The organism is Streptomyces sp. NPDC028298, assembly GCF_055565895.1.
Map to the genome: position 1 here is coordinate 923,807 of NZ_JBVHTL010000002.1, position 18,282 is coordinate 942,088.

Consider the following 18,282-nt stretch of genomic DNA (forward strand, 5'->3'; position numbering starts at 1 on the left):
CCGTCGCACACGCCCCCGCACGGCGTCCCGCACCCCCACCCGCGGACGGTCCGCGTACACGTCTCCCCGCACCCTCACCGGGCACAGAGGTGAGGAGCCCGTGTGCCCGGACCAGGGCGGACGGCTCCGTCCCGACCATCCCCACATGGCAATTCCCCACAAGGGAAGGGATTTCGATGAGAGGCAAGCGACTCGCAACGGTCTCGGCGTTAGCCGCCGGCACCCTGGCCGCGACCGGTCTGGCCTTCGCGCCGACCGCCGCGGCCGTCACTCCCCAGACGGCCACGATCAACGCGACCTGCACCATCGGTGGCGGCGGCGCGGCCACCCTCACGGCCACCCAGGACGGCACGGCCGCGACCGTCACCCTCAGCTCCACCGCCATCACGGCCCCGATCCCGATCGCCGCGAACTCGGTCACCTCGACGCTCTCCCTGGTGAACGCGAGCGGCGGGACCACCGCCTTCAGCGGCAAGAAGAACCCCGCGATGGCGACCGGCAGCGGAGTGTCGGTGGGCCCCCTCGACGGCACCGTCGCCTCCGGCGACAGCCTGGAGTTCTACGGCGGCTCGCTGAAGATGACGATCTTCGGCATCACGATCACCTGCACGGCGGACGCACCGCAGTCCCCGGGGCCGTTCGTCTTCGACTGAGCCACTGAGTCACGAGTCACCGATCCGCTGATCCACTGATCCACTGATCCACCGCGCCACGACGTGAAGAGGGCCGGTGCCGCCCGCGCGCAGCGACACCGGCCCGGCCCGGCCCGGCCCGGCCCCCGAGGCCAGCCACCCGGAAGGACAACTCCGCCACCAACAAGCCGAGTTGGTGACCATGACAGAACCTGATGGCCCATCAGTCACTGCGCCGGGTCTCCATTGACTTCTCACACGACCGGCACATCAATGTCCCCCTGTCGGCGCAGACGAGCCGCTGCGCCCGCATCCCTCAGGAGGGGGGCAACACCCATGTCAACCACGGGTCCGACCAGCCGAAGACGCCGTGTCGCGGCACTGCTCGGGGCGACCGTGCTCGCACTCACCGTGGGAGGCGCGCTGGCCGCTCCGGCCGGAGCCGCACCCACGAACGTGGACTTCGCCACGCACTGCATCCCGCCCGCGATCGCGGGCATCCCGCCGATCGACGGCACCACCACCGCGAAGATCGCGGTGGACAACGCCAGTCCCAAGGTCGGCGACACGGTCACCGTGACCTACACGGTGGTCAGTCCCGCCGCCAGCAACCCCGTCGACCTCGCGCTGCCGGCCGACATCATGACCCCCACCGGCAAGGTGACGCTGGGCGGGGCACAGACCGGAAGCGTCACCGTCGCCGGCCCCAAGAAGAACGACCCGGTGCCCGCCAAGGGCGCCTTCCCGTCGTTCAGCATGACCGGCACGTTCACCGTGACCGCGCCCGGCGCGATCACCCTGTCCCCCGGTGACTACAACATCCACACCAGCTACATCATGGAGCTGGACACCCCGTGCACGGTCACCAACCCGCCCGCCCCGGTGTCGGAGACGGTCACCGCGACGGGTGGACAGACCAACACCCGGGCCATCCAGCTCGGTTCGGCCTCCGGCAACCCCGGTGACAGCGTGACCGTCACCGGCAGCGGCTTCACCCCGGGTGCCGCCGTCACCCTCGCCGGACGGTCCGGGGCCACCCAGACCGCCGACACGGCGACCGTGACCGCGAACGCCCAGGGCTCCGTCAGCGGTTCGCTCGTCGTCAACGACAAGACGACGACCGGCGTGGTCGCGTACGAGGGAGCGAGCTGGGACCCGGACCACGGAGCGGGCCCCGCCGCGTACGTCGTCATCGACAACACACCCGTCCCGGACGGCAGTCAGAAGCTCACCACCACGGTGAAGGCGGGAACGCTGTCGATGACCCAGGCCGGGGACGCCGTCGCGCTGTCCGCGGTCGACTACGGCAAGGGCGGCGCATCCACCGGCGCCCTGCAGACGGTGACGGTCAAGGACTTCCGCGGCGGACCCGCGGGCTGGTCCCTGACCGGCAAGGTCACCGACTTCACCGGCCCCGGCGCGAAGATCGCCGCCGGCGCCCTGAGCTGGACACCGGCCTGCACCACCAAGGCCGGCAGCCCGAGCACCTGCCAGGCCGGTTCGTCCGGCACAGTCGGCACCTCGGGAGCGACCCTGGCGTCCACCCCCAACGGGACCCTCACCGGTGGTGAGTTCACCGTCGACGCCGGACTGTCGCTGAACGTGCCGGAGTTCACGCCGCCAGGCTCCTACTCCGGTGTGCTCACGCTGACGCTGAGCTGACCGGTCCGCCCTTCGACCGGTCGTCCGCACCCCCGTGGCCGGGCGCGCACCCGCCCGTCCACACAGGGGAGTTCACGCACGACGAGAGCCGCCAGTCCGCCGATGCCGTCCGCGGGGGTCCGCACCCATGCGCAAGCCGTACGCCCTCCTCCTGAGCGTGTTCCTGGTCCTGCCCGCCCTCGTGGCCCTCACGGCCGCGCCCTCGTACGCGGCCGACAACGGGAGCTGGTCGGTCTACCCGGTCTCCTCGCGCATCGCCGAGCGGCCCTACTTCTATCTGTCCGCCGACCCCGGCCAGACCCTGGGCGACAAGGTCACCGTCGCCAACAAGACCGGCTCCCCGCTGACGTTCCGGCTCTACGCGGCCGACGCCTACAACACCGCCCGCGACGGCGGTTTCGCCGTCCGCACCCTGTCGGAGAAGCAGCGCGGGGTGGGGGCCTGGGCCGAGCCCGCCCGCTCCCGGGTCACCGTGCCCGCGCACGGCCGCGTCACCGTGCCGTTCACGCTCCACGTCCCCGAGGGGGCCGAACCCGGCGACCATCCGGGCGCGCTGGTGGCGCTCGACGAACGGATCGAGACGGGCTCGGGCTCCCTCTCGGTCGGGGTGCGGCGAGCCGTCGCCGCCCGGGTCTACCTCCGCGTCGGCGGGCCCACCGTCCCCGCCCTCGCCGTGGAGAAGGTGCGCCTCACCCACCACCAGCCGCTGATCCCCGGCATCGGATCCGGCTCGGCCACCGTCTCGTACACCCTCCACAACACGGGCAACGTGACGCTGAACCCCAAGGTGCGGCTGAGGGCCGAGGGTCTCTTCGGGCGGACCCTGCTGTCCCGCGAACTCGCGGGCATCCCCTCGGAGCTGCTCCCCGGCCAGCGGGTCCGGCTCACCGCGCCCTGGCACGGGGCGCCCCAGCTCGACTGGGGCGACGTGACGCTGACGGCCAGCGCGCCGGGCACCCGGGAGTCGGCGAGCGTGTCGTTCCTCGCCCTGCCGTGGCTGGTGGCCGTGCTCGCGGTCCTCGCGCTCGCCGCGGCCGTGGTGACGCTCAGAGCGCGTCGGGCCCGCGTTCGCCCGTCCGTACCCGTACGACCGTCTCCACGGGTACGGACCACACCTTTCCGTCTCCGATCTTTCCGGTCTGCGCGGCCTTCACCACCGCGTCGATGACCGCGTCGGCCACCGCGTCCTCGACGACGACCTCGATCCGTACCTTGGGGACCAGGTCGACCTGGTACTCGGCGCCGCGGTACACCTCGGTGTGCCCGCGCTGACGCCCGTACCCGCTGGCCTCGGTGACGGTCATCCCGTGCACGCCGAGCTCCTGCAGGGCGGCCTTGACCTCGTCGAGACGGAAGGGCTTGACGATCGCGGTGATGAGCTTCATGCCTGGGGCTTGACCTTCTGCGCGGTGGGAAGGGACGACGACACCGGGGCGCCGTGGCCCAGGACCCCGTGATCGTAGGCGCTCTCGGCGTGCACCGTAAGGTCCAGGCCGGTCCGCTCGTGCTCCTCCTCGGCCCGCAGCCCCATGAGCCGGTCGATGGCCCGGCCGATGCCGTACGTGGCGGCGAACGCGTACGTCCCGACGGCCAGCACACCGACGAGCTGCCGGCCGAGCTGCCCGAGGCCTCCGCCGTACAGCAGCCCCTCGGGGCCGCCGGTCATCCCGTGGACGGCGAAGACGCCGATGAGCAGCGTGCCGATGACACCGCCGACCAGGTGCACGCCGACGACGTCCAGCGAGTCGTCGTAGTTCAGCTTGAACTTCCAGCCCACGGCGTACGAGCAGACGGCGCCGGCGGCGAGCCCGACCGCGAGCGCGCCCAGCAGGGACACCACTCCGCACGAGGGGGTGATGGCCACCAGGCCGGCGACCGCGCCCGAGGCCGCGCCCAGGGTGGTCGGGTGGCCGTCGCGGCGCTGCTCGACGAGGAGCCAGCCGAGCAGACCCGTGCAGCCGGCGGCGAGGGTGTTGAGGAAGGCCGCGGCGGCCAGACCGTTGGCACCGAGGGCGGATCCGGCGTTGAAGCCGAACCAGCCGAACCACAGCAGACCGGCGCCGAGCATGACCATCGGGAGGTTGTGCGGGCGCATGGCGTCCTTCTTGAACCCGAGCCGCGGTCCGAGCACCAGGCACAGCGCCAGTCCCGAGGCGCCCGAGGCGATCTCGACCGGCATGCCACCCGCGAAGTCGAGGGCGCCGAGACCGTCCCGGATCCAGCCGCCCGGGCCCCACACCCAATGCGCGACGGGAACGTATACGAGCAGCGCCCAGACGGGCACGAACACGAGCCAGGCCCCGAACTTCGCCCGGTCGGCGACCGCCCCGCTGATGAGCGCGGCGGTGATGATCGCGAAGGTGAGCTGGAACGTGGCGAAGAGCAGGGTGGGGACGGAGCCCTGGACGCTGTCCGGCCCGATCCCGGCCATCCCGGCGTGCTCCAGACCGCCGACGAGCCCGCCGAACGCGTCCTCGCCGAAGGCCAGGGAGTAGCCGGCGGTCAGCCACACCACCGTGACCAGGGCGATCGACACGAAGCTCATCATCAGCATGTTGAGCACGCTCTTCGCGCGGACCATGCCGCCGTAGAAGAGGGCGAGCCCCGGGGTCATCAGGAGCACGAGCGCGGTGGCGGCGAGCAGCCAGGCTGTGTCGCCGGTGTCGATCCGGGAAGCGGCCAGGGTCACGGTCTCTCCAGCGGAGTGGGGGGCACGGGCGGGGCGTCGTCAGAGCGTCGTGGGCCCGCGTTTCCGGTTGCGCACACCCGCGTTTCCGTGGTGTTTCATTGCGCCGTGATTACCGAATCCTCACCGCGGAGGTGATCGGCGCCCTGCCGGCGATCACCCCGCGCGCGGGAACCGGAACGGCGGCTTCAGGGGCCTGGGACGGCTTGGTACGGCGGGCACCCGACGATCAGGGACAATGGGCGCCATGAGCGTTCGCAACCAGTCATCCGAGCCGTCGAAGGACAAGGGCAGCTCCGGCGCCCTCGACCCGGTGGAGAGCCACCGAGCCGGCTTCGCCTGTTTCGTGGGCCGCCCCAACGCGGGCAAGTCCACCCTCACGAACGCTCTGGTCGGCCAGAAGGTCGCGATCACCGCGAACCAGCCGCAGACGACCCGGCACACCGTGCGCGGCATCGTGCACCGGCCGGACGCGCAGCTGATCCTCGTGGACACCCCGGGCCTGCACAAACCGCGCACGCTGCTGGGCGAGCGGCTCAACGACATCGTCCGCACCACGTGGGCCGAGGTCGACGTGATCGGCTTCTGCCTGCCCGCTAACGAGAAGCTCGGTCCCGGTGACCGTTTCATCGCGAAGGAACTGGCGTCGATCAAGAAGACGCCGAAGATCGCGATCATCACGAAGACCGACCTCGTCGACAGCAAGACGCTGGCCGAGCAGCTCATCGCGATCGACCAGCTCGGCCGCGAGCTCGGCTTCGAGTGGGCCGAGATCGTCCCGGTGTCGGCGGTCGGGGACAAGCAGGTGGGTCTGCTGGCCGACCTGATCGTCCCGCTGCTGCCGGAGGGGCCCGCCCTCTACCCCGAGGGCGATCTGACGGACGAGCCGGAGCAGGTCATGATCGCGGAGCTCATCCGCGAGGCCGCGCTGGAGGGCGTCCGTGACGAGCTGCCGCACTCCATCGCCGTCGTGGTCGAGGAGATGCTGCCGCGCGAGGACCGCCCGGCCGACAAGCCGCTCCTCGACATCCACGCCTTCGTCTACATCGAGCGCCCCAGCCAGAAGGGCATCATCATCGGCCCCAAGGGCAAGCGCCTGAAGGACGTCGGCATCAAGTCGCGCAAGCAGATCGAGGCCCTGCTGGGCACGCCGGTCTTCCTGGACCTGCACGTGAAGGTCGCCAAGGACTGGCAGCGCGACCCCCGGCAGCTCCGCAAGCTCGGCTTCTGAGGCGACCCGGAAACGTACGGCACCGCCCCGGGGGAGATCACTTCCCCCGGGGCGGTGCCATGCTCAGCCCGCGGTCACCGTCGTGTGCACGGCGCCGTCGGGGCCGGCCAGCAGCACCGGTGTGGCGGGCCCGCCGAGATCCCGTACGGCCGCCCGGTCCGCGTCGGTGACGGCGGCGGCCTCGGACACCACGGCCGCCGACTCCAGGGACTTCGCGCCGGACGCCACGGCCATCGCCACGGCCGTCCGCAGGGCGCTCAGCCGCAGGGACTCCAGCTCCACGGTCCCGGCGACGTAGGTACGTCCCGTCTCGTCGCGTACGGCCGCGCCCTCGGGCACGCCGTTGCGGGCCCGCGCGGAACGGGCCAGGGTGACGATCTTGCGGTCCTCGGGGTCGAGCGCGCTGCTGTCGGTCATGACCAGAGCATACGAAGTGCCGGCACCGTCCCGCGCCGACGGGTCAGCCGGCCACCGGGTACATCGAGCCGCGGCGTCCCTCCGGCGAGGCGAGCCACTCCAGCTTCGCGGCCGTGTTCGCCTCCGGCAGCGGGGTGTGCAGCACGATCGTGAGGTCGGGCCGGACCGGCACCTTCATCGCGGTGGACTCGACGGCGAGCAGCCCCACGAGCGGATGGTCGAGCTCCTTGCGGATCTGCCCCGCGTCCTCGATGTCCCGCCGCTCCCACAACTCCGCGAACTCGGGGCTGGCCTCGGTCAGCCCGGTCAGCAGCTCGCGGAACCCCTCGTCGTCCGGCGCGGCCGCGCACGACGCGCGGAACTGGGCCACGACGGTACGGGCGTTGTGCTCCCAGGTGCGGGAACGGCCGCGGTAGAGCGGGTCGGTGAAGAAGTCGACGACGCAGTTCTGGGTGATCTCCGGACGCATGCCGAGGACCACCGCGGCGGCGTCGTTGTACAGGACGCAGTTGTAGTACGGGTCCATGATGTGCGCCGGATACGGCATCCACGTGTCGATCAGGCGCCGCAGTCCGTCGCACATGTCCCGGTCCCCGGGGGCGACTTCGGGAGCGGGCGGGTTCAGTCCGGCCAGCGTGTACAGATGACGCCGCTCGGTGTTGCTGAGCCGCAGCACGCGGGCGACGGAGTCCAGGACCTGCGGCGACACGGAGATGTCCCGCCCCTGTTCGAGCCATTGGTACCAGGAGACGCCCACGCCCGCGAGGACGGCGACCTCCTCGCGGCGCAGCCCCGGTGTGCGGCGACGGGCTCCGCCGCCCGGGAGCCCGGCCTCGGCCGGTGACACCCGTGCCCGGCGGCTCATCAGGAACTCGCGGAGTTCCGGGCGTCGTCGGGTCTTCGGCGCGTCCTCCGCCACGTGTCTCCCCCTCCGGTGACTGGTGGTGCGGCCACCAGCATAAGTTCCGGCTCCCCACGGATATTCCGGCCGCCGCACGCTCTTCCCATGACCACCGACACGACCACCGAGTCAACCGCCCGCACCCCCGGCACCGGCACGCCGGGCGTCGATCCGGGCACCACGAACGGCCCCCGGGCCGACACCTCCACCGCGTCACCGGCCCGCGGGAGGGCCGGCCGGCCGCCGCGCCCGGACCGGCTGTCGGGCCGCGCGGCGCTCGTGCTCTTCGTGCTGTGCGCCGCCCAGTTCATGGTCGCGCTGGACTTCTCCGTCCTGAACGTGGCGCTGCCCGTGCTCGGCCACGACCTCGGCATGAGCCCGTCCGCGCTCCAGTGGGCCGTCACCGCCTTCGCGCTGCCGTCCGGCGGCTTCCTGCTCCTCTTCGGCCGGATCGGCGACCTGTTCGGCCGCCGGGGGCTCTTCCTCGCCGGGCTGACCCTGTTCGGGGCGGCCTCGCTGCTCGCGACCCTCGCCTGGGACCCGGCGTCGTTCCTGGCCGGACGGGCCCTGCAAGGTCTCGCGGCGGCGGCGATCGTGCCGACCGGCATGTCGCTGCTGACCACGACCTTCCCGGAGGGCCCCGCCCGGGACCGCGCGCTCGGCATCTCCGGCACGCTCCTGTCGCTGGGCTTCACGGTCGGCATGGTGGCGGGCGGCGTCCTGACCGACGTGCTGGGCTGGCGTTCGACGATGGGGCTGCTGTCGCTGTTCGCGCTCGTCGTGCTGCCGCTCGCCGGCGGACTGCTGCCCGCGTCCGGCCCCCGGGACACGGGCGCCGGAGACCGCCCCCGCCTGGACATCCCCGGCGCGGTCACCGTCACCGGCGGTCTGCTGGCCCTGATCTACGCGCTGTCGACGGCGGCGGACCGCGGCTTCGGCCGGACGGACGTCGTGGTGACACTCGTCGCGGGTGTGCTGCTGCTCGTCGCCTTCGTGCGGATCGAGTCCCGCGCCGACGCCCCGCTCGTCAGCCTGAGGATGCTGCGCCGCCCCACGGTGGCGTGGGGCAATCTGGGCGGCCTGGTCACCTTCTCGATGATGTCGACGGTCGTCTTCGTGCTGACCCTGTACCTCCAGGAGACGCTCGGCCTCTCGGCCTTCGAGACCGGTCTGGTCTTCGGCGCGCAGGGGCTGCTGTCGGCCGTCGCCGGGATGTACGCGCCGAAGGTCATCGGCCGCTTCGGCGCCCGGCGCACCCTGGCCGCCTCGCTGGCCGGACAGGGCCTGTTCGTGGCGGGGATGCTGCTGCTGAACGCGCACACCTGGTCGGTGTGGATCGCCGTCGCCGGGGTGTCGCTGGCCAGCATGTGCCACCTGGGCGCGATCATCTCGTACGGCCTGACCGTCACCTCGGGCGTCCCCGACGAGGAGCAGGGCCTGGCCACCGGTCTGGTGACCTCCACCCAGCAGGTGGGCATCACCGTCGGCATCCCGCTGCTCGGCGTCCTCGCGACCACCTCCGGCGACCTGCTCGGCGGAGTGCACACGGTCCTCGCCCTGGACGCGGCGATCGTGCTCGGGGCGGCGGCCCTGGTCGCGGTCGGACTCGGGCGGCGGGACGCGTCGCGCGCCCGCTGAGGGCGGCGCCGGACCGTCCCGGGCCGGGGACGACAGGTCCCGGGTCAGGGACGGTCGAGGCGCAGCCGCTCGGCGCGCGGCAGACCGGCCACGACGAGATCGTACGAATCCTCGACGAGCTCCCGGACCAGAGAGTCCGGGAGCTCGCCGTCGACGGTCACCGTGTTCCAGTGCCGCTTGTTCATGTGATAGCCGGGGACGACCAGTCCCGGGTGCTGCTCGCGCAGCCGGAGCGCGTCGTCCGGGTCGCACTTCAGGTTGACCGTGAGCGGGCGTCCGTCCAGGTTCGTCAGCGCGAAGAGCTTGCCCAGCACCTTGAAGACCGAGGTCTCGGGGTTGAACGGGAAGTCCTCGACGGTGGCGTTGAAGGACAGGCAGAACGCGCGCAGTTCCTGCGGGGTCACTCCGGCTTCTCCTCCCGAGGGGGCCCGGCCGGGCCGACGGGCTCGACGAGCACGGTCACGATCTTGTTCCGGCGGCCGGCGGCGGCCTCGGCGGTGAGCCGCAGCTCGCGCCCGTCGGGCAGTTCGACCACCGAGGAGGCCCCGGCGATGGGCACCCGTCCCAGGGCCTTGGCGAGCAGCCCGCCGACGGTCTCCACGTCCTCGTCGTCGTAGGCCTCGAAGCCGTACAGCTCGCCGAGGTCGCCGATGTCGAGGCGGGCGGTCACCCGGAAGCGGTCGTCGCCGAGCTCCTGGACGGGCGGCAGCTCGCGGTCGTACTCGTCGGTGATCTCGCCGACGATCTCCTCGAGGATGTCCTCGATGGTGACGATGCCGGCCGTGCCGCCGTACTCGTCGATGACGACGGCGACGTGGTTGCGCTCCTGCTGCATCTCGCGCAGCAGATCTCCGGCGTTCTTGGTGTCGGGCACGAACGTGGCGGGCCGCATGGCCGTGGCCACCAGCTCGGACTCGGCGTCCCGGCTGATGTGCGTCTTGCGGGCCAGGTCCTTGAGATAGACGATCCCGACGATGTCGTCCTCGTTCTCGCCCGTGACGGGTATGCGGGAGAAACCGGAGCGCAGCGCCAGGGTGAGGGCCTGCCGGATGGTCTTGTAGCGCTCGATGACGACGAGGTCCGTGCGGGGCACCATGACCTCGCGCACGAGGGTGTCGCCGAGTTCGAAGACGGAGTGCACCATGCGGCGCTCCTCGTCCTCGATGAGCGACTCCTTCTCGGCGAGGTCGACCATCGCCCGCAGCTCAGCCTCGGAGGCGAACGGGCCGCGCCTGAAGCCCTTGCCGGGGGTGAGCGCGTTGCCGATGAGGATCAGCAGCGGCGGGATCGGCCCCATGATCCGGGCGAGCGGCAGCAGGACGTACGCGGCCGCGGTCGCGGTGTTCAGCGGGTGCTGACGGCCGATGGTGCGCGGCGAGACACCCACCGCGACGTACGACACGAGGACCATGACGGCGATGGCGACGGCCAGCGCCTGCCAGGTCCGGTCGAACTCCTTGAGGCAGGCGAAGACGACGAGCGCGGCCGCCGCCATCTCGCAGACCACGCGGACCAGCAGCGCCACGTTCAGATAGCGCGTCGGGTCCGCGGTGACCTGCGCGAGCTTGGCGCTGCCGCGCCGGCCGCTGCGGACCGCCTCCTCGGCGCGGAAGCTGGAGACCCGCGCGAGGCCCGCCTCCGCGCAGGCGGCGAGCCAGGCGACGACGACCAGGACGATGGCACCGACGACAAGCTGTGGGCTCATGACACGGTCGGGGCCGGAGACGGACCCGTGATGCCCTTCTCCGCGCGCCAGCCGTCCACGATGGCGGCCTGCAGGCCGAACATCTCGGCCTTCTCGTCGGCTTCCTCGTGGTCGTAGCCGAGGAGGTGCAGCACCCCGTGGACGGTGAGGAGCTGGAGCTCCTCGTCCATGGAGTGCTGCGTCGGGGCGTCCTTGCCCTGCCGCTCGGCGACCTCGGGGCAGAGCACGATGTCGCCGAGCAGCCCCTGCGGCGGCTCGTCGTCGTCCTTCGACGGCGGGCGCAGCTCGTCCATCGGGAAGGACATGACGTCCGTCGGTCCCGGCAGGTCCATCCACTGGATGTGGAGCTGCTCCATGGCGTCGGTGTCCACGACGATCACCGAGAGCTCGGAGAGCGGGTGGATGCGCATCCGTGCGAGCGCGTAGCGGGCGATGTCGAGGATCGCCTGCTCGTCGACCTCGGTTCCGGACTCGTTGTTGACGTCGATCGACATGGCGGTGCTGGTCTACTTCCCCTTGTGGCCCCGGCTCTTGTGGGAGCCGTTCTCGGTGCCGTTCTCGCTGTCGTACTTCTCGTACGCGTCGACGATACGGCCGACCAGCTTGTGCCGGACGACATCCTGGGACGTGAGCCGCGAGAAGTGCACGTCGTCGACACCCTCCAGGATGTCCTGGACCTGCCGCAGACCCGACTTCGTCCCGCTCGGGAGGTCGACCTGGGTCACGTCACCCGTGATCACGATCTTCGAGTCGAAGCCGAGGCGGGTGAGGAACATCTTCATCTGTTCGGGGCTCGTGTTCTGGGCCTCGTCCAGGATGATGAAGGCGTCGTTCAGGGTCCGGCCGCGCATGTACGCCAGCGGCGCGACCTCGATCGTGCCCGCCGCCATCAGGCGCGGGATCGAGTCCGGGTCGAGCATGTCGTGCAGCGCGTCGTACAGCGGGCGCAGATAGGGGTCGATCTTCTCGTAGAGCGTGCCGGGCAGGAAGCCGAGCCGCTCGCCGGCCTCGACCGCCGGGCGGGTCAGGATGATGCGGTTGACCTGCTTGGACTGGAGCGCCTGGACGGCCTTCGCCATGGCGAGGTAGGTCTTGCCCGTACCGGCGGGGCCGATGCCGAACACGATGGTGTGCTTGTCGATGGCGTCGACGTAGCGCTTCTGGTTGAGCGTCTTGGGGCGGATGGTGCGGCCTCGCGAGGACAGGATGTTCTGCGTGAGCACCTCGGCCGGAGTCTCCTGGCCGTCGCCCTCCCCGTTCTCGCTCGCCCTGAGCATGGCGATCGAGCGTTCCACTGCGTCCTCCGTCATGGGCTGCCCCGTGCGGAGCACCAGCATCATCTCGTCGAACAGGCGCTGGACGAGCGCGACTTCACCGGCGTCGCCCACCGCACTGATCTCGTTTCCCCGGACGTGGATGTCGGCCGCCGGGAAGGCCTTCTCGATCACGCGCAGCAGGGCGTCTCCGGAACCCAGAACGGTCACCATGGGGTGCTTGGCCGGGACGGTGAAGTGCGCGCGCGCCTGCCCCTGTGCGGGGCCGTGAGCTGTGGGTGTCTGAGTCATGGGCCGGCTCTGTAGGCCTGCGTATCCTCCTCGGTCGGCACGCTTGCCACACGGGCAGCCTTGCGGTTCCCAGCGTACGTCGCGGCGCACACGGACCCGTAGGGCTTTTCCCGCGGTGACGAGGTCGTGACCTGAGGGCGCCGCTCAGGCCGAGCGGCCGAAGCCGATCGTGGGTACCGCCCGGCGCAGCGGCCAGGGGCGGGTGACCTCGGGGAGCCGGCCCTCCAGGAAGGCGTACCGGGTCAGGGCCGCCGGGTCCTGGTCGTCGACCGACTGCACCCGGCGCCACCAGGCGGCGATCTCCGACCAGCCGGGCGCCGACAGCGATCCGCCGAACTCCTGGACCGAGAGCGCGGCGGTCAGCCCGGCGAAGGCGAGGCGGTCGGCGAGCGGCCAGCCGGCGAGGGTCCCGGTGACGAATCCGGCGACGAAGACGTCCCCGGCGCCGGTGGGGTCCAGCGCCTCGACGGCGATCGCGGGAACCTCGGCGCTCTCCCCGGTACGCCCGTCCACGGCGTAGGCGCCGTCGGCGCCGAGGGTGACGACCGCGAGCGGCACGTGGTCGGCCAGCGCGTGCGCCGCCGCGCGGGGGCAGTCGGCGCCGGTGTAGCGCATGGCCTCCTCGGCGTTCGGCAGGAACGCCTCGCAGTGCGCCAGGTCGGCGAGGCCCGCCAGGTCCCAGCGGCCGGTGTCGTCCCAGCCGACGTCCGCGAAGATCCGGGTGCCCCGACTCGCGGCCTGCTGGATCCAGGGCGCGCTGACGCCGGGGGTCAGCGAGGCGACGGCGGCCCGCGCGTGCGGCGGGAGGTCCGGCGCGGGCTCCTCCAGGGGTGCCTCGTGGCCGTGGCTGACCATGGTCCGCTCACCCTCGTACGCCATCGACACGGTGACCGGCGAGTGCCAGCCCGGCACGGTCCGCGACGGCGTGAGGTCGATGTGCTCGCCCTGCTCCAGGGCGTCCCAGCAGTACTCGCCGTAGTGGTCGTCGCCGAAGGCGGCGGCGAGGGAGGTGCGCAGGCCGAGGCGGGCGAGGGCGGTCGCCATGTTCGCGACGCCGCCGGGGCTCGACCCCATGCCCCGCGCCCAGGACTCGGTGCCGCGGACGGGGGCGGAATCGAGCCCGGTGAAGATGATGTCCAGGAAGACCGTGCCCGTCAGGTAGACGTCCCAGGGCGGGTCGTCGGCCCTGCGCAGCGCGGCCAGCGGGTCGACATGGGCCTGACGGAACGGTCCCTCGCCGTTGATCACGGTCGCTCCCCGGGGTGGTACGGATCTGGCCAGTGTGCACCACGCCGCCGCCCCGGGCCCGTGGTCGGCGCCGGGACACCAACACTCGACGCGCCACACCCCACCCGGCCTCGGCCCACCCCGTCCACCCGGCCTCGGCCCGCCCCGTCCACCCGGCTTCGGCCCGCCGCCTCCACCCGGCTTCGGGCCGCCCCGGCCACCCGGGCCTCGGCCCGCCCTGCCCACCCAGGTTTGGCCCGCCCCGGCCACCGGGCTTCGGCCCTCCGCCTCCACCCGGCTTCGGCCCGCCCCGGCCACCGGGCTTTGCCCCGCCCCCTCCACCCGGCCTCGGCCCGCCCCGGCCACCCGGCTTTGGCCCGTCCCCTCCACCCGGCTTCGGGCCGCCCGGCCACCTGGCCGATCCGCCCGGTGGCGGGGCGCGGGCGCGACGCTGGCGCGGGGACGGCGGTCGGCTTCGCCCGCCCCTCGGCGGTCGCGAGGACGCGTCAGTACCCCGGGTGTGCCGCCGCAAACAAAGAGTGCCTCAGATCACACCGTCACGCCTTCTTCGCGGACCCCCCACCTTGATACAAATTGCCCGCGCGTTCCTGTCCTTCGACGGCCGCCCCTCCCCCCTCTCTTCTTGAGCCGCTCTCGCCTGCCCTGGGAACGCCCGTGTCCGCCCGCACCCCCACGCCCTGGCCCCTCGTCGCCCTTTTCACGGCCGGGTACCTCGCCGCGTATCTCCTCCCCACCACCGTCGGCCGCCTCGACGCGGGGCTCCCGCTGTCGGCCACCCAGGCCGGAGCCGTCGGCAGCGTCCTGCTGCTGAGCTCGGCCTCGGCCGGCTTCCTGCTCGCCTCCCGCGTCGACCGCTTCGGCCCGCGCGCGCTGGCCCGCGCCGGGCTGCTCCTCGCCGCCGCCGGCTTCGGCACCGCCGCGCTCTCGACGGCCGTCCCCCTCGTGGTCGCCGGCGCGGTCGTCGGCGGCTTCGGCTCCGGTACGGCCACCACGGTCGCCGCGACCGGGATCGCCGGCCGGCCCGATCCCCACCGGATCACCACCCTGGGCCTGTTCGGCGTCTCCGGCCTCGCGGGCGCGCTGTATCTGACGATCCCCCACCTCGGCCCGGGGCACGGCTACCCGCTCGCCGCGATCGCCTGCACCGCGCTGCTCGCGCTGTCCCTGACGGGCCGCCTTCCCGACCGCACACCGCCCGACCGCGCCCGGCGCGCCACCGGCCCGCTCCCGCACCGCCGTTCCGGGCTGCTGCTCGCCGGCACGATGCTCTTCTGGTCGCTCGCGCAGAACTCACTGTGGGGCGTCAGCGGCCGGATAGGCCTGACGCAGGCGGGGCTCACCGAGGTGAAGGTGGGCGCGGTCTTCGCGGTGGCGCTCGGCGCCGGGCTGCTCGGCACGATCGGCGCGGGCGCCCTCGGCCCGCGGCTCGGCCGGGCCCTGCCGATCGGCCTGGGCACGGCGCTGATCGCCGGCTGCATCGCGCTGAGCGCGGCGGCCACCGATCTGACGTCCTTCGCGACGGGCGAGATCGCCTGGAACGCGCTCTACCCGGTCGTGCTGTCGTACGTGCTCGGCCTCGCCGCGTCCATGGACCCGCGCGGCCGGTGGGCGGTCCTCGTCGGTTCCGCCTCCTCGCTCGGCACGGCGTGCGGTCCGCTCACCGGCAGCCTGCTGTCCGAGCGGGCGGGCTACCCGGCCATGGGAGCGGTCCTGGCCGCCGGCCTGCTGGTCGTCGGCGTCCCGATGACGCTCGTGGCGCTGCGCCCGCGCCGCACCGGCCAGATCGTCGAGATCCCCGTCGTCGACATCCCCGTGCCGGAACTCCCCGTCGTGGAGATCCCCGTGGCCGACTTCCCCGTGGCCGAGATCCCCGTCGTCGAGATCCCCGTCGTCGAGATCCCCGTCGTCGAGATCTCGCTGGACGGCGTGCCCGCCCAGCGGGGCGCGTACGGCACGGCGGGGCCCCTGCACACGGCCGCCGCGCCCGCTCCCGGGTCCGTGGGCGCCTGACTCCCGCGAGTGCCCGCCCGCCCCCAGGAGGGGAGGGTGGGCGGGTGCTCGACGGGCCCGGGGAACCCGGCTACGGGAACTCGTACGCCTCGACCTCGGCGATGTACCGCGCCCGCCGCTCCTCGTCGTGCTCCAGGAAGGACGCCTCGAACGAGTTGCGCGCCAGCTCCCGCAGCCGCTCCTCGCCGAGGCCGAGGGCCTCGCGCACCGCGCCGAAGTTGTCGCCGACGTAACCGCCGAAGTAGGCCGGGTCGTCGGAGTTGACCGTGCACAGCAGCCCGGCGTCCATCATGGCGGGCAGCGGGTGCTCCGCCAGGACGTCCACGGCGCGCAGCCGTACGTTCGACAGCGGGCACAGCGTCAGCGGCACCCGCTCGCGGACCAGCCGCGCGACGAGCTCGGGGTCCTCCATGCAGCGCAGCCCGTGGTCGACGCGCTCGACGCCGAGGAGGTCGAGGGCCTCGGTGATGTACGCGGGCGGCCCCTCCTCGCCGGCGTGCGCGACGCGCCGCAGACCGAGCGCGGCGGCGGCCTCGTACACCTCCCGGAACTTGACCGGCGGGTGGCCGACCTCCGCCGAGTCGAGGCCCACGCCGGTGATCCGGTCGAGGTGGGGCTTCGCGGCCTCCAGGGTGTCCATGGCGGACTCCGCGGACTGATCGCGCAGGAAGCACATGATGAGCTGGGTGGAGATCCCGTGGGTCTCCTCGCTGCGCCCGAGCGCCCGCCACAGCCCCTCGACGACCGTCCCCATCGGCACGCCCCGGGCGATGTGCGCCTGCGGGTCGAAGAAGATCTCGGCGTGCCGCACGCCCTGGGCGGCGGCGCGCGCGAGATAGGCGTCGGCCAGGTCGGCGAAGTCCGCCTCCGTCCGCAGGACGGCCATGAGCTCGTAGTACAGGTTCAGGAAGGTCTGGAGGTCGTCGAAGGCGTACGCCTCGCGCAGTTCCTCGGTGTTCGCGTACGGCAGGGTGACGCCGTTGCGCTCGGCGAGCGCGAAGGCCAGCTCGGGTTCGAGGGTGCCTTCGATGTGCAGGTGCAGTTCAGCCTTGGGGAGGGACATCGAAGCATCGTACGGTTCCTCCCCCGACGTACCGAAAACGGCGCCTTCCGGCACCGGGCGCCCGCGCACCGGGCGCCCCCGCACCGGACGCGACCGGTTACCGGAGGTCACCGGCACCGGGCGTCCCGGCCCCCGTCCGCCGGGTCCTCAGTGCCGCTTGGGCACCGGCACCCGCACCAGGTCGTGCGCCACCGTCAGCTCCCCGTCGAACCCCGCCGCGCGGGCCTCCAGCTCGAACGCGCCGGGGTCGGGGTAGCGCTGGCTGAAGTGGGTGAGCACGAGGTGCCGCACCCCGGCCTCCTTGGCCACCCGGCCCGCTTGCCCCGCCGTCAGATGCCCGTGGTCGGACGCCAGCCGGTGATCGCCGTCGAGGAAGGTCGACTCGATGACCAGGAGGTCGCAGCCCTCGGCGAGCGCGTCGACCCCCTCGCACAGCCGGGTGTCCATGACGAACGCGAACCGCTGCCCCCGCCGGACCTCGCTGACGTCGTCCAGCGTGACGCCCCGCAACGCGCCCTCGCGTTGCAGCACGCCGACGTCGGGGCCCGTGATCCCGTGCTCCCTGAGCCGCTCGGGCAGCATCCGCCGCCCGTCCGGCTCGACCAGCCGGTACCCGAAGGACTCGACGGGGTGGGAGAGCCTGCGCGCCTCCAGGGTGTACGCGGGCGTCGTCGCCAGGACGCCGTCGTCCGCGACCGGCGCCTCGGTCAGCGGGACCGTCTCGCGGTAGGCGGTGGCGTACCGCAGCCGCTCGAAGAAGTGCTGCCCGGAGAGCGGGTAGTGCGCCGTCACCTCGTGCGGGACGCGGTCGAGGTTGATGCGCTGGATCACCCCGCCGAGGCCGAGCGCGTGGTCGCCGTGGAAATGGGTGACGCAGATGCGGTGCAGGTCGTGCGCGGCCACCCCGGCCCGCAGCATCTGGCGCTGGGTGCCCTCGCCGGGGTCGAAGAGCAGGCCCTCACCGTCCCAGCGCAGCAGATAGCCGTTGTGGTTGCGGTGCCGGGTCGGGACCTGGCTGGCGGTGCCGAGGACCACCAGTTCGCGTGCGGACAAGGCCGGCTATCCCGGAGGCCACTGCATGCCGCGGCCGCCCAGGAGGTGGGCGTGCGCGTGGAAGACGGTCTGGCCGGCGCCGCTGCCCGTGTTGAACACGATGCGGTAGCTCTCCAGCTTCTCCTCGCCCGCGACCTCGCCGGCCTCGCGCAGGACGTCCGCCGCGATCGCGGGCTCGGCGGCGGCCAGGGACGCGGCGTCGGGGTAGTGCACCTTGGGGATGACCAGGACGTGGGTCGGGGCCTGCGGGTTGATGTCGCGGAACGCCACGGTCGTGTCGCTCTCGCGCACCAGCGTCGCCGGGATCTGCCCCGCCACGATCTTGCAGAACAGGCAGTCGTCCTGCGGTTGCCCGCCCGCGTCCCGCCTCGGCTCCTGCGCCATGCGTGTGCCTCCTCACGCCAGCCGATCATTACCCGGGCATGCTAGCGGCCCGGCGGGGCGGACGGCTCGCGTGTGGCTCGCGCCGCC

General features: G+C 72.6%; 17 protein-coding genes and 1 pseudogene. 6 read left to right on the forward strand and 12 right to left on the reverse strand.

Annotated features, from left to right (window positions below):
• The first annotated feature begins 176 nt into the window (after positions 1-176).
• The 3 genes and pseudogenes from ACZ4TO_RS12605 to ACZ4TO_RS12615 all read left to right on the forward strand — a co-directional run.
• Complete coding sequence (locus ACZ4TO_RS12605) at positions 177-653, forward strand: hypothetical protein (RefSeq protein ID WP_468024145.1); 477 nt, start codon at positions 177-179, stop codon at positions 651-653.
• Positions 654-968: 315 nt separating this feature from the next.
• Entirely contained in the window at positions 969-2,294 is a 1,326-nt protein-coding gene (locus ACZ4TO_RS12610; RefSeq protein WP_382782328.1) for a beta-xylosidase, read from the forward strand.
• Positions 2,295-2,421: 127 nt separating this feature from the next.
• Positions 2,422-3,444 (forward strand): annotated as a pseudogene (locus ACZ4TO_RS12615) (DUF916 domain-containing protein); the annotation flags it as partial.
• Here the strand turns inward: ACZ4TO_RS12615 and ACZ4TO_RS12620 are convergent.
• Positions 3,341-3,679, reverse strand: a complete 339-nt coding sequence (locus tag ACZ4TO_RS12620) for a P-II family nitrogen regulator (RefSeq protein WP_382782331.1) — start codon at positions 3,677-3,679, stop codon at positions 3,341-3,343. The pseudogene ACZ4TO_RS12615 and the gene ACZ4TO_RS12620 sit on opposite strands and share 104 nt — an antisense overlap.
• Positions 3,676-4,983, reverse strand: coding sequence for an ammonium transporter (locus tag ACZ4TO_RS12625; protein ID WP_468024146.1), 1,308 nt, complete (start codon positions 4,981-4,983; stop codon positions 3,676-3,678). Before ACZ4TO_RS12625 ends, ACZ4TO_RS12620 begins: the two co-directional genes overlap by 4 nt.
• A 235-nt stretch (positions 4,984-5,218) precedes the next feature.
• Here ACZ4TO_RS12625 and era point away from each other — a divergent pair, with 235 nt between their 5' ends.
• Entirely contained in the window at positions 5,219-6,211 is a 993-nt protein-coding gene (gene era / locus ACZ4TO_RS12630; RefSeq protein WP_382782336.1) for a GTPase Era, read from the forward strand.
• A gap of 63 nt (positions 6,212-6,274) precedes the next feature.
• Here the strand turns inward: era and ACZ4TO_RS12635 are convergent, their stop codons facing one another.
• Together ACZ4TO_RS12635 and ACZ4TO_RS12640 are read right to left on the reverse strand one after the other, a co-directional pair.
• On the reverse strand, positions 6,275-6,628 hold the full coding sequence (locus ACZ4TO_RS12635; protein ID WP_382782339.1) for a cytidine deaminase: 354 nt from the start codon (positions 6,626-6,628) through the stop codon (positions 6,275-6,277).
• Between the two features lie 43 nt (positions 6,629-6,671).
• Positions 6,672-7,493, reverse strand: a complete 822-nt coding sequence (locus ACZ4TO_RS12640; protein ID WP_382782767.1) for a helix-turn-helix transcriptional regulator — start codon at positions 7,491-7,493, stop codon at positions 6,672-6,674.
• A 141-nt stretch (positions 7,494-7,634) separates the two neighbouring features.
• Between ACZ4TO_RS12640 and ACZ4TO_RS12645 the strand changes: the two genes are divergently transcribed.
• The gene (locus tag ACZ4TO_RS12645; protein WP_468024147.1) at positions 7,635-9,167 is read left to right on the forward strand and encodes an MFS transporter; all 1,533 of its coding nucleotides are present in this window, start codon (positions 7,635-7,637) and stop codon (positions 9,165-9,167) included.
• A gap of 44 nt (positions 9,168-9,211) precedes the next feature.
• Here the strand turns inward: ACZ4TO_RS12645 and ACZ4TO_RS12650 are convergent, their stop codons facing one another.
• From ACZ4TO_RS12650 to ACZ4TO_RS12670, 5 genes are all read right to left on the reverse strand, one after another.
• Entirely contained in the window at positions 9,212-9,571 is a 360-nt protein-coding gene (locus tag ACZ4TO_RS12650) for an MmcQ/YjbR family DNA-binding protein (protein WP_382782345.1), read from the reverse strand.
• Entirely contained in the window at positions 9,568-10,872 is a 1,305-nt protein-coding gene (locus ACZ4TO_RS12655; protein WP_385042255.1) for a hemolysin family protein, read from the reverse strand. Before ACZ4TO_RS12655 ends, ACZ4TO_RS12650 begins: the two co-directional genes overlap by 4 nt.
• Entirely contained in the window at positions 10,869-11,366 is a 498-nt protein-coding gene (gene ybeY, locus ACZ4TO_RS12660) for an rRNA maturation RNase YbeY (protein WP_361687049.1), read from the reverse strand. The genes ACZ4TO_RS12655 and ybeY overlap by 4 nt, the downstream gene beginning before the upstream one ends.
• Positions 11,367-11,378: 12 nt before the next feature.
• Positions 11,379-12,437 carry a PhoH family protein gene (locus ACZ4TO_RS12665; RefSeq protein ID WP_382782352.1) on the reverse strand — a complete coding sequence of 353 codons (1,059 nt, stop codon included), beginning with the start codon at positions 12,435-12,437 and terminating at the stop codon, positions 11,379-11,381.
• A 144-nt stretch (positions 12,438-12,581) separates the two neighbouring features.
• Positions 12,582-13,685, reverse strand: a complete 1,104-nt coding sequence (locus ACZ4TO_RS12670; RefSeq protein WP_382782355.1) for a carbohydrate kinase family protein — start codon at positions 13,683-13,685, stop codon at positions 12,582-12,584.
• A gap of 654 nt (positions 13,686-14,339) precedes the next feature.
• Between ACZ4TO_RS12670 and ACZ4TO_RS12675 the strand changes: the two genes are divergently transcribed.
• Positions 14,340-15,695 (forward strand): MFS transporter, encoded by a 1,356-nt coding sequence (locus ACZ4TO_RS12675; RefSeq protein WP_468024148.1) that lies wholly within the window; start codon positions 14,340-14,342, stop codon positions 15,693-15,695.
• A gap of 70 nt (positions 15,696-15,765) precedes the next feature.
• Here the strand turns inward: ACZ4TO_RS12675 and ACZ4TO_RS12680 are convergent, their stop codons facing one another.
• The 3 genes from ACZ4TO_RS12680 to ACZ4TO_RS12690 all read right to left on the reverse strand — a co-directional run bounded on the left by ACZ4TO_RS12680 (position 15,766) and on the right by ACZ4TO_RS12690 (position 18,195).
• Entirely contained in the window at positions 15,766-16,758 is a 993-nt protein-coding gene (locus ACZ4TO_RS12680) for an adenosine deaminase (protein WP_468024149.1), read from the reverse strand.
• Positions 16,759-16,905: 147 nt separating this feature from the next.
• Entirely contained in the window at positions 16,906-17,811 is a 906-nt protein-coding gene (locus tag ACZ4TO_RS12685; protein WP_382782363.1) for a ribonuclease Z, read from the reverse strand.
• Positions 17,812-17,817: 6 nt separating this feature from the next.
• Entirely contained in the window at positions 17,818-18,195 is a 378-nt protein-coding gene (locus tag ACZ4TO_RS12690) for a histidine triad nucleotide-binding protein (RefSeq protein WP_382782366.1), read from the reverse strand.
• Positions 18,196-18,282 lie beyond the last annotated feature (87 nt).

What these genes read in the sequence shown, in the direction of transcription:
- ACZ4TO_RS12605 (WP_468024145.1), top strand. Translation starts at nt 177, where the DNA reads ATGAGAGGCAAGCGACTCGCAACGGTCTCGGCGTTAGCCGCCGGCACC.
- ACZ4TO_RS12610 (WP_382782328.1), top strand. Translation starts at nt 969, where the DNA reads ATGTCAACCACGGGTCCGACCAGCCGAAGACGCCGTGTCGCGGCACTG.
- ACZ4TO_RS12620 (WP_382782331.1), bottom strand. Translation starts at nt 3,679, where the DNA reads ATGAAGCTCATCACCGCGATCGTCAAGCCCTTCCGTCTCGACGAGGTC.
- era (WP_382782336.1), top strand. Translation starts at nt 5,219, where the DNA reads ATGGGCGCCATGAGCGTTCGCAACCAGTCATCCGAGCCGTCGAAGGAC.
- ACZ4TO_RS12635 (WP_382782339.1), bottom strand. Translation starts at nt 6,628, where the DNA reads ATGACCGACAGCAGCGCGCTCGACCCCGAGGACCGCAAGATCGTCACC.
- ACZ4TO_RS12640 (WP_382782767.1), bottom strand. Translation starts at nt 7,493, where the DNA reads ATGAGCCGCCGGGCACGGGTGTCACCGGCCGAGGCCGGGCTCCCGGGC.
- ACZ4TO_RS12645 (WP_468024147.1), top strand. Translation starts at nt 7,635, where the DNA reads ATGACCACCGACACGACCACCGAGTCAACCGCCCGCACCCCCGGCACC.
- ACZ4TO_RS12655 (WP_385042255.1), bottom strand. Translation starts at nt 10,872, where the DNA reads ATGAGCCCACAGCTTGTCGTCGGTGCCATCGTCCTGGTCGTCGTCGCC.
- ybeY (WP_361687049.1), bottom strand. Translation starts at nt 11,366, where the DNA reads ATGTCGATCGACGTCAACAACGAGTCCGGAACCGAGGTCGACGAGCAG.
- ACZ4TO_RS12665 (WP_382782352.1), bottom strand. Translation starts at nt 12,437, where the DNA reads ATGACTCAGACACCCACAGCTCACGGCCCCGCACAGGGGCAGGCGCGC.
- ACZ4TO_RS12680 (WP_468024149.1), bottom strand. Translation starts at nt 16,758, where the DNA reads ATGTCCCTCCCCAAGGCTGAACTGCACCTGCACATCGAAGGCACCCTC.
- ACZ4TO_RS12690 (WP_382782366.1), bottom strand. Translation starts at nt 18,195, where the DNA reads ATGGCGCAGGAGCCGAGGCGGGACGCGGGCGGGCAACCGCAGGACGAC.